15 protein-coding genes are annotated in these 13,922 nt (G+C 34.8%); 8 read left to right on the top strand and 7 right to left on the bottom strand.

The features are described 5' to 3' along the window. Positions 1 to 137 precede the first annotated feature (137 nt). The 5 genes from Q1A60_RS01365 to Q1A60_RS01345 all read right to left on the bottom strand — a co-directional run bounded on the left by Q1A60_RS01365 (position 138) and on the right by Q1A60_RS01345 (position 4,086). Positions 138 to 509 (bottom strand): hypothetical protein, encoded by a 372-nt coding sequence (locus tag Q1A60_RS01365; RefSeq protein WP_299763212.1) that lies wholly within the window; start codon positions 507 to 509, stop codon positions 138 to 140. 35 nt (positions 510 to 544) lie between these two features. Beyond that, on the bottom strand, positions 545 to 787 hold the full coding sequence (locus tag Q1A60_RS01360) for a hypothetical protein (protein WP_299763210.1): 243 nt from the start codon (positions 785 to 787) through the stop codon (positions 545 to 547). Between the two features lie 10 nt (positions 788 to 797). After that, entirely contained in the window at positions 798 to 2,150 is a 1,353-nt protein-coding gene (locus Q1A60_RS01355) for a Mur ligase family protein (protein WP_299763209.1), read from the bottom strand. A gap of 65 nt (positions 2,151 to 2,215) precedes the next feature. Then, the gene (locus tag Q1A60_RS01350; protein WP_299763207.1) at positions 2,216 to 2,848 is read right to left on the bottom strand and encodes a 7-carboxy-7-deazaguanine synthase QueE; all 633 of its coding nucleotides are present in this window, start codon (positions 2,846 to 2,848) and stop codon (positions 2,216 to 2,218) included. A 77-nt stretch (positions 2,849 to 2,925) separates the two neighbouring features. After that, positions 2,926 to 4,086: an MFS transporter gene (locus Q1A60_RS01345; protein WP_299763205.1), complete on the bottom strand. Its 1,161-nt coding sequence runs from the start codon at positions 4,084 to 4,086 to the stop codon at positions 2,926 to 2,928. Positions 4,087 to 4,214: 128 nt separating this feature from the next. Between Q1A60_RS01345 and kynU the strand changes: the two genes are divergently transcribed. The 8 genes from kynU to Q1A60_RS01305 all read left to right on the top strand — a co-directional run bounded on the left by kynU (position 4,215) and on the right by Q1A60_RS01305 (position 10,553). Beyond that, on the top strand, positions 4,215 to 5,495 hold the full coding sequence (gene kynU / locus Q1A60_RS01340) for a kynureninase (protein WP_299763203.1): 1,281 nt from the start codon (positions 4,215 to 4,217) through the stop codon (positions 5,493 to 5,495). A 26-nt stretch (positions 5,496 to 5,521) separates the two neighbouring features. After that, entirely contained in the window at positions 5,522 to 6,145 is a 624-nt protein-coding gene (locus Q1A60_RS01335; protein ID WP_299763201.1) for an FMN-binding negative transcriptional regulator, read from the top strand. Between the two features lie 68 nt (positions 6,146 to 6,213). Next, complete coding sequence (locus Q1A60_RS01330) at positions 6,214 to 7,611, top strand: NAD(P)/FAD-dependent oxidoreductase (RefSeq protein WP_299763199.1); 1,398 nt, start codon at positions 6,214 to 6,216, stop codon at positions 7,609 to 7,611. Between the two features lie 2 nt (positions 7,612 to 7,613). Continuing rightward, positions 7,614 to 8,030, top strand: coding sequence for a RidA family protein (locus Q1A60_RS01325; protein ID WP_299763197.1), 417 nt, complete (start codon positions 7,614 to 7,616; stop codon positions 8,028 to 8,030). A 12-nt stretch (positions 8,031 to 8,042) separates the two neighbouring features. Next, positions 8,043 to 8,339: an immunity 53 family protein gene (locus tag Q1A60_RS01320; protein ID WP_299763195.1), complete on the top strand. Its 297-nt coding sequence runs from the start codon at positions 8,043 to 8,045 to the stop codon at positions 8,337 to 8,339. A gap of 43 nt (positions 8,340 to 8,382) precedes the next feature. Continuing rightward, positions 8,383 to 9,210: a Cof-type HAD-IIB family hydrolase gene (locus Q1A60_RS01315; protein ID WP_299763193.1), complete on the top strand. Its 828-nt coding sequence runs from the start codon at positions 8,383 to 8,385 to the stop codon at positions 9,208 to 9,210. 18 nt (positions 9,211 to 9,228) lie between these two features. Beyond that, positions 9,229 to 9,480: a biotin/lipoyl-binding protein gene (locus tag Q1A60_RS01310; RefSeq protein WP_299763191.1), complete on the top strand. Its 252-nt coding sequence runs from the start codon at positions 9,229 to 9,231 to the stop codon at positions 9,478 to 9,480. Positions 9,481 to 9,860: 380 nt separating this feature from the next. After that, a complete protein-coding gene (locus Q1A60_RS01305; RefSeq protein ID WP_299763189.1) occupies positions 9,861 to 10,553 on the top strand; it encodes a hypothetical protein in 693 nt (230 codons plus the stop codon). A gap of 403 nt (positions 10,554 to 10,956) precedes the next feature. On the opposite strand, the gene Q1A60_RS01300 is transcribed toward Q1A60_RS01305, so the two are convergent. After that, positions 10,957 to 11,634: a peptidoglycan DD-metalloendopeptidase family protein gene (locus Q1A60_RS01300; protein ID WP_299763187.1), complete on the bottom strand. Its 678-nt coding sequence runs from the start codon at positions 11,632 to 11,634 to the stop codon at positions 10,957 to 10,959. A gap of 1 nt (position 11,635) precedes the next feature. Further along, complete coding sequence (locus Q1A60_RS01295; protein ID WP_299763185.1) at positions 11,636 to 13,588, bottom strand: DUF3857 domain-containing protein; 1,953 nt, start codon at positions 13,586 to 13,588, stop codon at positions 11,636 to 11,638. Positions 13,589 to 13,922: the final 334 nt, after the last annotated feature.

Here is a 13,922-nt window from a genome sequence, read left to right as displayed (position 1 = left end):
AATTAATTTTTTATTACTAATATTTTTGATAGTCTTAATTTTTAGAATATTCAAAAAATTAAAATAAATTCTAAAAATTGTATTGTAATCTGTTGTCTAAAAGTCAATTTAAACTTTTAGATAACAGATTATATCTACTACTTAAAAACAAAAACCTTATCACTATCAAATATTTTGAAAAGAGTACAGTAAGAAATAATACGCCCATCAAGTTTTTCAGTGAAAGATTTTTGAACTAATCCTGTAGGGAATTTTTCTTTCCAAGTGAGTAGTGAATAATAATTTCCGAAACCCACACCTGGCATAAAATAATCCACACTTTCATTTACGATAATGATATGTTTTTTTGTTTTATACCGATTCTGCCAATTACCTCGTTTGTATGTGTATGTATATTCTTCAGTTAAAGAATCTTTTTTACTAATAGCGATTGTATAATCGTTTACATCTACAAGATTTCTATATCTATTATCTTTTAAAAATCTCTTTTTAAGAGATAATTTATTCATTCTAAATATTGCATTTTCATCAACGACAAGTTCAGCTATTTTCTTTTTTTATCATCTCTAAAAACAAGTGTATACGTCCCGTCTGCTCTTTCTATCACTATAGCTACATAAGAATTATCTTTTGTATTTATAAAATAAAATCGCGTTTCCATATCCTTATCGACAGATTCTGAAGGTTCTTTAACCTCATATTCTAAGACCTTATCAAATAAGTAACTATCCTGACAATGTGCTGTTATCGGAAGGATACATAAAACTAGATATAAAACGTACTTCATTAAATAAACACTATATAATCTCCTTCACCTCTTCAAAATCCAATCCACCATAATTCCCACTACTCATTAATAACAAAGCGGTGTTTTTAAATTCTTGTTGAAATAAGAAATCTTTAAATTGAGCTGGATCTGTATAAATAATTAAATCTTCCCTTTGAAAGGCATCGGCGATTTGTTGCTCAGTTACTTTTTCTAGTTTTTTAATTTCAACCGCATGTGGAGAATAAAAAACTACAGCTACATCAGCTGCATCTAAAGCACCTTGATACTCTGATAAGAATTCAGCATTCAAACTACTATACGTATGTAATTCTAAACAAGCCACTAACGTACGATTCTCATACTGTTCTTTTACCGCTTTGGTCGTAGCGCTTACTTTGGATGGACTATGTGCAAAATCTTTATAGGCAACATTGGTAGTACTCTCTGCAATTTTCTCTAAACGTTTGGATGCTCCTTTAAACGTTGCAATAGCTTCATAAAAATCTTCTTCTACCACACCCATATGCTGACAAATCCATTTCGCGCCAGCTAAATTATTAAGATTATGTTTTCCAAATATTTCAATAGGCATTGACCCTTCGGGTGTATCTAATAAAGTTTCTCCATCCTCCACTTCATATACTGGAGTTTCATACGGATATTTCTTAATATGTGCTGTTGCATTCTCAACCACCTTTACCACTTCAGCATCTTCTGTGTTGTATACCATGGCTCCCCCATTCGTCATACTATTGACAAATAGTTGAAACTGTTCTACATAATTTTCAAATGTGGGAAATACATTAATATGATCCCAAGCAATGCCACTCAATAAGGCAATATTGGGTTTGTATAAATGAAATTTAGGACGTCTATCTATAGGACTACTCAAATACTCATCACCTTCTAAAACAATAAAATCATTCTCTTCGGTAAGATGTACCATGGTTTCAAAACCTTCCAGTTGCGCACCCACCATATAGTCTACATCCTTCTCCCAATAATGCATCACATGTAAAATCATAGAAGTAATGGTTGTCTTCCCATGAGATCCCCCTATCACAACACGTGTTTTATTTTTTGATTGCTCGTATAAATACTCAGGATACGAATACACAGTAAGCCCTAATGCTTGCGCTTTATGTAATTCCGGATTATCTTCTTTAGCATGCATTCCTAAAATAACAGCATCCAAATCATTGGTGATCTTTTCCGGAAACCATCCAAAAGTTTCTGGCAATAACCCATATTTCTCCAAACGAGATTTTGAAGGATCAAAAATGGTATCATCACTTCCTGTAACTTGATATCCTTTATGATGTAATGCTAAGGCTAGATTGTGCATTGCTGCACCTCCTATAGCTATAAAATGTACGTTCATATAATAGTTGTCATCTATTTAATACTGTTGCTGTTTCCGCTTTCGCGAAAGCGTATACAATTCCATTAAGGAATATTCAAATACTTATGAGTTTGCAAAGAAATTTTCCATTTTGGATGTGCCATCACATAATCTACAATAAGTGGTACCATCTTATCCCTCACAGACCATTCTGGTTGTAGATATAAAATACACGCTGCAGACACTTTAGCTGCTTGTTCTTCGGCAAATGCAAAGTCACTTTTGTTATATACAATAACTTTAAGCTCATGTGCTTTTTGAGACACCTCATATTTCGGTAACATTCGCTTCTTTGGAGAAAGGCAAATCCAATCCCAATCTCCAGAAAGGTCATAAGCCCCTGAAGTTTCTATATGCACTTGGAGCCCTCTCTCTTTCAATAAGGTTGTAAGTGGTTTCATATCCCACATCAAAGGCTCTCCTCCTGTCACTACAATGGTATCACTATATTTTGCCGCATTATCTGCAATCGTCACTGCCTCGGTAGGTGGGTGAATTGCGGCATCCCAACTCTCTTTTACATCACACCAATGACATCCCACATCACAACCTCCTATACGTATAAAATACGCGGCAGTCCCTTTGTGATATCCTTCTCCTTGAATCGTATAAAACTCTTCCATAAGTGGAAGTAATTCTCCTAAATCTACACGTGATTGTATGGCTTCTTTTGTCATAAGGTGCAAAGATAGGAAGTATTAAGATAGTAACGAGACATATTATACCCCACGAAGTAACCTTTTTAAAATGGAGTTTATCGTCTTTTAAGAAATAATAGAATGGCAGCGATAAGTGCAACACCACTTGAAATTCCCAATGCCAAATAGCTTGCCCATAAAGAAAAGGCATCTGCCAAAGAACCCATAATAGCAGGCCCCGCCATAAATCCTACAAAACCCATTCCCGCAACGATAGAAATCCCTTGAGAAGAGGTAACTCCTTTTGCTTTTCCTGCCACTCGAAATAATTCTGGAATAATGACAGAAAAGCCAATCCCAACGAGACCAAATCCAACTAAACTCAAACCTTGCGATCGGGATAAAATAGCGATATATCCCGCAATTGCGATAAGCAATCCATATATAATAATGCGATACGAACCGATACGTGAACTAATCTCATCGCCAAAAAACCTACCTAGTGTCATGGCTGCACTAAAAATAACAAACCCAAAACCAGCCAGCCATTCTAGAGATACACCTACAACATCTTCAAGATATAACTTACTCCACTGCTCTAATGACCCTTCACTACCCATCACAATAAAAGATATAATAGTTAACGCAAAAATGGGTTTTAGTAATTTTAATGAAAACCCTGTATGTTCCTTTTCAATGGGCTTGTTTGCAATAGCTATAAAGTTTTTAGATAGTAAAAGATTGGTTACTATGAGCACAAGTGTAACAACAACTATATGAATAAAAGGAACAGTTACAGACCCAATCACAAGACTTCCTATTCCCGCACCTAAAACACCTCCTAAACTAAAAAAAGCATGCGCCGCACTCATAAAATGAACATCATCTCCTTTTTCTAATTCAGACACAAGAGCGTTCATCGCTATATCAGTAAAAGCGCTACTCATTCCTGCCAGAAATAGACTAACACACAATAAAACCAGTGACGGAGCTATAATAGGAAATAAAAAAAGTACCGCAAAAACTACAATACCATACAAAGTGGCCTTTCCCACTCCTATAGCATCGATAAGCTTTGATGAAAAAGTAACTGCAAAAAGCCCTCCAATAGCATAACAAAATAAAGCAATCCCAATATCGCCATCATCTATCATCAATTTTTCCTTTACCCTTGGAATATACAGCACCCATGTTCCCACCATGATATTGATGGAAGCAAACACCCATACTGGGGCAAAATACCGCTTTCGCGAAAGTATTAACAACAGAGAATTCATGGTTCTAAAACTACTAAATCCTATGCTATAACACACCTAAATCATACCGCTAATTACGAAAACGTTTACGTAAATTCCTTTTTACATCACACTATAATGCGTATTTTTATAGTCATTAATTGTATCTAATGACCATATCAAAAACTACGTATCAAAATACACTCGCTTTCGCGAAAGAACAAGACGTAAAAGACCCGCTTTCTCATTTTAGAGATCGTTTTCACCTCCCAATAGACAAAGACGACAATCCGCTTATTTACATGTGCGGAAATAGTTTAGGATGCCAACCCAAATCGGTTGCAACGTATCTGGAGCAGGAATTGAATGACTGGGCAAACCTAGGTGTAGAAGGACATTTTGAAGCCGAAAACCCTTGGATGCCCTATCATGAGTTTCTTGCAAATCAAATGGCAGATATTGTAGGGGCACTTCCTAGTGAAGTAGTTATTATGAATACATTGACTACAAATTTGCACCTCATGATGGTCTCTTTTTATAGACCTACTGCAACACGTCATAAAATCATTATTGAAAGTGATGCCTTTCCATCAGATAGGTATGCGGTTGAGAGCCAGATTAAGCATCATGGATTTGACCCTTCCGAAAGCCTTATTTTATGGCAACCTAGAGAAGGAGAAGAATTATGTCGTTATGAAGATTTAGAAGCTATTGTAAAAGAACATGGAGATAGTATTGCACTCTTCTTAATAGGAAATACAAATTACTATTCTGGACAATGTTACCCGATTCAAAAAATTACAGAATTAGGACATCGCAATGGAAGTAAAGTAGGATTTGACTTAGCGCATGGCGTAGGTAATATTATGCCCGACTTACATAAAAACGGACCTGACTTTGCCGTATGGTGTTCTTATAAATACCTGAATAGTGGTCCCGGAAGTTTAGGAGGTTGTTTTGTACATGAGCGTCATCATAGGAATACAAAACTCAACCGTTTTTCAGGATGGTGGGGACACAATAAGGATACTCGATTTAATATGCGTCATGGTTTTGACCCTATTCCTTCTGCTGAGGGATGGCAATTATCCAACCCACCTATTTTATCAATGGCAGCGGTAAAAGCTTCTTTGGATATTTTCGCGGAAGCGGGAATGAAAAACATACGAGCAAAATCTATTCATCTTACAGGATACTTAGAGTTTTTAGTAGACGATCTTAATCATGATCGTATTTCAGTAATTACTCCTAGAGATCCTGAGCAACGTGGTTGCCAACTCTCTATTCAAGTAAAAAATGCAGATCGTAGTTTGCATGATCAACTGACGAAAGCTGGCGTGATTTCAGATTGGCGCGAACCTGATGTAATTCGTGTGGCACCAGCACCCTTATACACAAGCTATGAAGATGTGTATATGCTTGTTGAGAAATTAAAAGAAGTATTGAATTAAAAGATACCCACTTTCGTGGGCATACTATGTACATACCTGAAATTTATAAAAATGAAAACCCAGAACAAATCAGAGCTTTCTTAAAAGAAAACAGTTTTGGAATTTTGATTACCAATAAAGAGGGGGTTTCTTTAGCGACGCATATTCCTTTAGAATATGCACAAAAAGAAGATGGCACAGAAATTTTACACGCACACATTTCAAAAGCAAATGACCAATGCAAACATATAGAAGATGGCGCTGATGCCTTATGCATTTTTAATGGCCCACATAGTTATGTTTCTAGCAGTTGGTATGATTTTGAAGAAGTCCCTACTTGGAATTATATTGCAGTACAGGTAAGAGGTACTTTTACACTATTAGACAAAGAGGGATTATGGAATTCTGTAAAAACACTCATGAACAAATATGAGTCTCCCCAAGAAAATCCTGTTCGTATGGAGGAACTTTCTGAGAAAACATTACGTCAAATGAATGGGATTATAGGTTTTGAAATCGCTATAACATCAGTTGAGGCAGCATACAAATTATCTCAAAACAGAGACGATAAAAATCATACAGCCGTGGTAGATCAGTTACATAAAAGTAGTGATCCTGGGAGTAAAGCTATTGCAGAAGAGATGGGTAAATTGAGGAGTACGAAGAAATAAATTGTTAATTTAAAAAGATTCTCACCGGAGTTTATCCTGAGCGATAGTCGAAGGGCGGGAATGATAATATGAAGAAACAAGAACACATATTAATTATAGGCGCTGGTCTTTGTGGCTCGTTATTAGGATTACGCATGGTACAAAGAGGCTATAAAGTCACTATTGTAGAAAAACGCCCAGATCCAAGGCAAGTATATCAAGATGCAGGACGGTCTATCAATCTCGCTTTTTCTGATAGAGGTATGAAGGGTATCAAGTTAGTAGGTCTCGAAGATGAGGTTCGTAAACTATGTATTCCTATGAATGGACGTATGATTCACGATCCAAAAGGGAATACGTTTTTTAGTCCGTATAGCGGTCGTACAGATGAGTATATCAATTCTATATCTCGTAGTGATCTTAATTTGATGTTATTAAATGAAGCAGACAAATTTGATGATCTGACGATTCATTTTAATTTAGGGTGTAAAGAGGTAGATCTTGAAAATGCTACTGCTACTTTTAAAGAATATACGACCAAAGAAATACACACATTCTCTGGAGATGTTGTTTTAGGCACTGATGGTGCTGGATCTTCGCTTCGTAAGAGTATGTATCTAAGTAAAAAATTCTTATTTAGTTTTTCTCAAGAATATTTAGGACATGGGTATAAAGAACTTTCTATTCCTGCTACTGGAGATGGAGGATACCGTACCGAAAAAAATGCACTACATATTTGGCCAAGAGGTCGTGATATGATTATAGCACTTCCTAATTTAGATGGAAGTTTTACAGTAACGTTATTCCTAGATTATGATGATGCACCTGATAGTTTTGCCTCTCTAAATTCGCCAGAAGCCATTACAGAATATTTCACCCGACAATTTCCTGATGCGGTAGCGATGATGCCTAACTTAATCCAAGAATTTCAAGAAAACCCAACGGGGCCATTAGGAACTATTAAATGTAGTCCTTGGCATTCCTTTGGAAAGACGTGTATCCTTGGGGATGCAGCGCATGCTATTGTTCCTTTTTATGGACAGGGCATGAATGCTAGTTTTGAAGATGTAGTGGTTTTTGATGCTGTCCTTGAGAAACATCAAGGGAATTGGGAAACGGTGTTTAAAGAATATGAAAAAGCCCGTAAAAAAGATACAGATGCCATCGCAGATCTTGCTGTAGATAACTTTCATGAGATGAAAGAGCATACGGCAAATCCTTTATTTCAAGAAAAACGAAAGCTAGAAACGGCTTTTGAAAAGGATTTCCCTAACAACTATTATTCAAAGTATAGTCTGGTAACATTCAATGAGGATATAGGCTATAGAGAAGCGATGTTACGAGGAAGAGCGCAAGACAAAGCGATACTAAGCTTACTCGATGAGGGGGCACTCTCTGATGATCTTTCACTTAAAGCGAAACTAGAAAAAATCCAACAAGAAACAAATGACATACTGCATGATGATGCCATTGTCGAAAATTTATAACCATGAGTAGTAATTTAGTAGAAGGCAAAGCGAGTCCGCGAGGAGCATATCCACATGTAAAACGCGCAGGTGATTTTTTATTTATTTCTGGAACGAGTAGTAGACTTCCCGATAATACGTTTGCGGGTGTCAATACAATAGATGAAATGGGGACCATGCATTTGGATATTAAAGAACAAACACGTGCTGTCCTAGAAAACATTAAGGATTATTTAGCTACTGAAGGAGCAACGATGGCAGATGTGGTAGATGTGACTTCCTTTTTGGTAAATATGAATGATTTTGCAGGATATAATCAAGTGTATGCTGAGTATTTCAGTAAAGAAACGGGGCCTGCACGTACTACCGTAGCGGTACATCAATTACCACACCCACATTTGGTAGTTGAAATCAAAGTGATGGCGTATAAGCCATTGTAAAAATCAATATACATGGAAATCTTAGAATGGATACAGGATTGGTTTAAGAGTAATTGTGACGGAGATTGGGAACACTCCTATGGTATTGAAATCACTACCATAGACAATCCAGGATGGAATGTAGAAATTGACATATCCAATACTTCCATAGCTAATATTCATATCCCATGGATACTTAACGAAAAGAACGCACAAGATTGGTATGGAGTTAAGATTGAGAACCAAAAATTCAATGCTTCTGGTGATCCTGGAAAACTAACATTCCTATTAGGGTTATTTAAAGAGATGATTCAGAAAATTGAAAATTAATATTCCCTTAAAGACATACACTTTAAAACTCCTAAACATCAAAATGTATCACCTCATTTGCACAGATATAGACGGTACATTACTCAATGCAGATCGATATTTGAGTGATGCTACGGTGTCCGCTTTCGCGAACCTGCCTGCCGATAAGGCAGGTGCCAATTTCCCAATCATACTAGCTTCCTCACGTATGCCAAGTGCCATGCACTATTTACAGGAAGGTCTCGGAATTCAAAATGCATCCTTGATTGCCTATAATGGAGGACTGATTTTAGGAAAAGACGGTATTTGTATAGAAAGTAATACGATGCCTTTACAAGTCCTAAAAGATCTTCTTACACATCATAAAGAGCATACGTATAACTTGAGTATTTATGCAGATGATGATTGGTTTACAGATCAGGAAGATTTTTGGAGCTTACGCGAAATAAATAACACCAGAGTCACGCCTACCTACCAAGAAGCATCCGAAAGCCATGCATTTTTAAAAACAAACCAACGAGCGCCACATAAATTAATGTGTATGGGGGAAGCTTCTGAAATAGATAGTATTGTTTCCTATCTCGCAGATCGTCATGACAAAGAAGTCCATTTATACCGCTCTAAAGACACGTATCTAGAGATTACGCCGAAATATATAGACAAGGCAAAAGCACTTCAGATCTTATTAGAGCATAGCTTTGATTTTGGAATGGACAAGGTGATTGCTTTTGGCGATAATCATAATGATGAAGAATTACTCAAACATGCTGGTTTTGGAGTTGCTGTGGCCAATGCTACCAATAAGCTCAAAGCGATTGCAAATCACACCAGTGCATATACTAACAAAGAGGATGCGGTAGCTAAAGCTATTGAGGAGTTTGTACATCTTTAACGTAATCATCCACTAAAAATGAGTAATCCAGATAATATTACCTGTAAATGTCCCGGAGGAATGAATGCTAAAGATTCTTCTATTGTCGATAGACTACACATCAAATTAAATCAAAAAGTAAAAAAAGGAGAATTACTAGCGATCTTATCGAGTGGAGATTATGAAATGAAACTAACTGCAGATGCTGACGGAATCGTAACGGAATTATTCGTTGAAGAAAATCAAACGTTATATAAGAATGATATGATGTGGATAATTGAGATCAGATAAAATATAGCTACTCACGTTCGTTTTCAAAACAAACCAACGAGCGCCCCATAAATTGATTGTGTATGGGAGATCCCTCAGAAATAGATAGTATTGTTTTGTATGTTACAGTTGCAAATGCTACCAACAAAAAGGATGCGATTGAGAAATTTCTCTTATCAGATAAAAGAATATAAATCATTTCACTCATAGAACATAGACTGTTTCTTATTACAATCTTTACGTATTTTAAACCTTTCGATAACCTGCCATTATGGGGTTATGATTTTGACATGAAGAACTTTTTGGTCACAGCTATAAAAAAGCAGGTTATCACATAAAATGTTGTAAATTAGCTTTATACTAACGTTGGCAATAATTAGACTCAAACCCTGAAATGAACTATGAATATAAGATTTCTGATTTTTTCATTATTAATTTACAGCAATATCTATTCTCAAAATTTAGAAAACGACAAGTCTATAAATGTAATGCTTATGAATTGCTATGAAGGGAGTGAAATGGACGAAACTAAAATTGACCTTTCAGACTACTTTGCTGTTTATGAAAAAGAAAAATACTTAATATCTAATTTCAAAATAAAAAAATACAATTCTGACAGCACCACTCAACCAAAGTTTCTAATCAAAGGATTGAATTCAATAAAGGACTCAACAAATGGTAGATGGATTAATAGGAAAATGTATCCTGGAGAAACCATAATATTTTCTGTTCCTAACTCGGAAAACGAAGAAAAAAGCCGAGGTTATTCAATTTACGCTAAAGGTAAATTAATCGAAACTGAAAATAACGAGTTTCCATATTTTGAGAAAATAGAAAATTATGAATTAAGAGTTGCTTCTGGAAAAACTAATGAAAGTATTGTGAAAATGGACATTACTTCCTTTCAATCTGGAGGGTTTGAAGGTGGAATTTATCTTTATTGGATTGGAGATTTAAACGGTGATAATCGAATTGATATGTTGATTGGAACTTCAACTCATTACGCTGGAATTGAATTAATATTCTATTTATCCGACAAAACAGACAAAGAATTATTTATAAAACATAAAGTCGGAAGTTGTTCTTCCTGCTAAAAAATAACTATTGCCAACACGGTGTATAAAACATAGCTAATAAGTGCTTAACAGAAAGGTCTGTGTTTAAAAGTCCGCCAAATTTTTAATTTGGCTTTTAAAAAGAGAAAAATTAAAAACAAAATATAAAAATTCGACTCTGTGTTAATCCGAAAAGTTAGTCTCTTTTTACACGCTACGTTTCATACACAAGTCCGTTAATAACTAACTATACTTTATTCTAAACAACCACCCCGTACCCAGTTGTTTGATTTAGTAGATGTTCAACAGTATATTAGGATCTGGATAATTCTCTTTGTAAAATTCCAACATATTTTACGTCATAAAACGGAAAGTTTAAAATAAAACGTACCAAAAATTACGCTTTATTATAAACAACCACCCTGTAACCCAGTTATTTGATTTAGTAAATGTTCAACAGTATATTAGGATCTGGACAATTCTCTTTGTAAAAAGGTAGTGAGTTCTTAGAACAAACACCTGGGTAATCACCTTGATTTCCTTGCATATCTATCACGATTTGAAAATGTAAATGCGGTGCGTAATCGCCATTTTCAAAAGGGCGTCCTAACGTAGCGATTTGTTGTCCTGCTTTTACTTCTTTACCTACTTCTAGTTTGTCTAACGATTCTTTACTTAAATGTCCGTAAAGTGTATGAAATGCATAACCGTTCACTTCATGCGAAAGGATAATGGTAGGTCCATAATCGCCAAAATTAGTATTTTCTTGAAAGCTATGAATCTTCCCATCTAATGGAGCGATCACTTCTGTTCCTGCATCACACCATAAATCTATCCCCAAATGAATATTACGGGTATCATCTGGATGTGTTGCTTGAAAATAGTCAGAACGATCGTATAGTTTACGTTGTTCTAAGTATCCGCCATACGCCACTTTCGCTTGTTTTTCTTTTAGAAATTCTTGTAATTGAATGTGGTGTCTCTCCGGGTCTTTTAGTACTTCTATATCTAATGCTTTATTGTCCCTTGATAAATCTAAAGGGGTATAATCGGCGTGTTTAAAATCGGGGTTAATTACAGGAATAAAAGAGGACGGTAATCCTATTGTTAAAAGCTTCATATTACATCTTCTTTATTGAAATGATACTATTAGAATTTACATTAACAACTCCTTCATAAAACGATTGTAACATTACATAATCTGCCGCAGAAAAATGTTCTTTTTTAAGTTGAAACCTTAATATACTTTCTACAGCAGTGTCTGATACAGAAAAAATGACATTACATTCCCCTTCACCTCCTGGCATAATATATGTTGTATTTTTAGGAACACTAATTACGCTATAATTTTCATCCAGCTTAAGTGTCGTGACATACGTAACTTCATAAGGGTATCCTAAATTAATTGGATATGTTCGTTTTTCTGCTTGAAAAGGAGATGTATTAAATTGTGTGTTCAAAATAAATGGATTGATATACAAAACACCTGCTCTCATATCTACAGTAGACAATAAAGTTTGTTCTACTTGTAGATTTTTTTCTTCATTGTTGAGGTTTTCTATAGTTTCATCAAATAACTCAAAATTCACAGATTCAATATTTAAAACATCTGTCCCTTTATTAATTATATCCTGTCGCTTTCTATACGCCAATTGGCCAGAGTACAAACTTTTAACTTTGCCTTCAATATCAAAATTTTCATTAATCGTAGCAATAGTTTTCACATAACTTGCATTACGGCTTTTAGAAGAGATTGGAAACCAGTAACTACCATTATCAAAATCCATTACTCTCGCATTTGCATTAAAAACTTTGTAAGGCAAAATGCCAAATGAAAGTGATTTATGGGTAGCATCTAGCAGATACGTTTCACTCCCTATCTCCACATGCGCCAAAACATAGTTGTATTCTGTAAGTACAGGAAAGACAGAAGATGGGACTTTACTTGTACGAATAGAGGATAATGCTAGATGTGTTTTAATATTAGCTGCTTGTAATGCATTAATAAGTGATAAATTGATTTCTGCAATATTCCCTTTTTTATTTTGAAAGGCTTCTTTTACCCTAATATCAGAAAAAATACGGTACTTTCCATCCCAAGTATAATGATCTTTAATAAAGTTATATACTGCTTTTGCCCTTTCTTTTTTATTTGCCATTTGAAAAATTTCTTCTGGCATTACCTTTTTGAAATAAGAATCATATTTTAATTGCCTACCTATATCTTTCTCACCTCTAAATTCTTTATCTACATCATCCCAAGTTTTTGCATATTTTTTTTTAACTCCATCAAAACTCATACTTTCCGTAAGTTGATATGATAATCTTGAAATATAATTTTCTTTAGAAAGCATATGAGGTTCTTCTTTATAAACAGGCACATCATACATCGCATATATAGCATGATCACAATCTGCAGTACCTACTCCTTCAACTTCAAAGCAGTGCTTTTTTATTTTAACTTCATTTACATCTAGTTTTTTAACTCCTGAAATCGATCTATTATACACATAATTACCAGGAATTTCTGCACTAAATTCGCTATAAATTTTCGGGATATCTTCTTGAAACTCCCAATTACCAAAATTAAATAGAAATGGAGATTCTATAGTATATGTATATTCAATGATACTTCCATCTTGAACATCTGGAAGCACAAACCTTTTTTCGGACCATCTTTCAGACAAGTCTACTTCATATACATCGTCTTTTGTAATACTTTTCTTCTCAATTCCGTTATGTGTAATCGCTTTAATCGTTATAATTTTTTCTCTTGTACTCTCATTATGATAGAAGGGAATACTAATTTCTGTACCATCAAAGTTATTTGCATCAAAGACTTTAATTTTCTTATGTACATTTTTAATTAATCTCACATGCCCTTTTATTATATCAAATGTGTTTTTACCGCTTTCATATAATACAACTGCCGATGCTGTTGTATCTTTCTCATAGACGTTTAACTCATAATCATTTTGAGTAATTCTCCCAAAAGTAGCCTCTAAACGTTCTTTATTTTGACTAAAGACAGTAGTAAAAACACATAATAATATGACACTTAAACAAAACTTCATGAAAATATTTTTCTCAAAAATAGGAATTCTCTCGTAACAAGATTCACAAAAGAACAGTCTTAGTAAGAAAGAGCATTATAAAACAACACCATTGGATTATAGAGGATATGTGTTGTATCTATGCCTAGTCAAAAATTTGGATGTATGGTATTGGGAAAATTGTAGGAGGAAAATTTCATTGTGCTGGAAAGACTCCAACGGTATTATATTTATTACAACAAAAAACAGCTCATAGAAGCTGTAAAAAAGATTCTAAAAATCATAAAGGTTTCTAGAACTAAAAAAGGAATTTAGATAGGGTATTGTTCTGTTATACTGGTTGTGGGATTACTAA

The sequence above is a fragment of the uncultured Dokdonia sp. genome, from assembly GCF_947492535.1.
Classification (GTDB): domain Bacteria; phylum Bacteroidota; class Bacteroidia; order Flavobacteriales; family Flavobacteriaceae; genus Dokdonia.
The sequence above is the reverse complement of the archived record's forward strand: the minus strand, read 5'-3'. Positions and strand labels throughout refer to the sequence as shown.

Coding starts and splice junctions, on each gene's coding strand:
- Q1A60_RS01365 (WP_299763212.1), bottom strand. CDS start 509: ATGAATAAATTATCTCTTAAAAAGAGATTTTTAAAAGATAATAGATAT.
- Q1A60_RS01360 (WP_299763210.1), bottom strand. CDS start 787: ATGAAGTACGTTTTATATCTAGTTTTATGTATCCTTCCGATAACAGCA.
- Q1A60_RS01355 (WP_299763209.1), bottom strand. CDS start 2,150: ATGAACGTACATTTTATAGCTATAGGAGGTGCAGCAATGCACAATCTA.
- Q1A60_RS01350 (WP_299763207.1), bottom strand. CDS start 2,848: ATGACAAAAGAAGCCATACAATCACGTGTAGATTTAGGAGAATTACTT.
- Q1A60_RS01345 (WP_299763205.1), bottom strand. CDS start 4,086: ATGAATTCTCTGTTGTTAATACTTTCGCGAAAGCGGTATTTTGCCCCA.
- kynU (WP_299763203.1), top strand. CDS start 4,215: ATGACCATATCAAAAACTACGTATCAAAATACACTCGCTTTCGCGAAA.
- Q1A60_RS01335 (WP_299763201.1), top strand. CDS start 5,522: ATGTACATACCTGAAATTTATAAAAATGAAAACCCAGAACAAATCAGA.
- Q1A60_RS01330 (WP_299763199.1), top strand. CDS start 6,214: ATGAAGAAACAAGAACACATATTAATTATAGGCGCTGGTCTTTGTGGC.
- Q1A60_RS01325 (WP_299763197.1), top strand. CDS start 7,614: ATGAGTAGTAATTTAGTAGAAGGCAAAGCGAGTCCGCGAGGAGCATAT.
- Q1A60_RS01320 (WP_299763195.1), top strand. CDS start 8,043: ATGGAAATCTTAGAATGGATACAGGATTGGTTTAAGAGTAATTGTGAC.
- Q1A60_RS01315 (WP_299763193.1), top strand. CDS start 8,383: ATGTATCACCTCATTTGCACAGATATAGACGGTACATTACTCAATGCA.
- Q1A60_RS01310 (WP_299763191.1), top strand. CDS start 9,229: ATGAGTAATCCAGATAATATTACCTGTAAATGTCCCGGAGGAATGAAT.
- Q1A60_RS01305 (WP_299763189.1), top strand. CDS start 9,861: ATGAATATAAGATTTCTGATTTTTTCATTATTAATTTACAGCAATATC.
- Q1A60_RS01300 (WP_299763187.1), bottom strand. CDS start 11,634: ATGAAGCTTTTAACAATAGGATTACCGTCCTCTTTTATTCCTGTAATT.
- Q1A60_RS01295 (WP_299763185.1), bottom strand. CDS start 13,588: ATGAAGTTTTGTTTAAGTGTCATATTATTATGTGTTTTTACTACTGTC.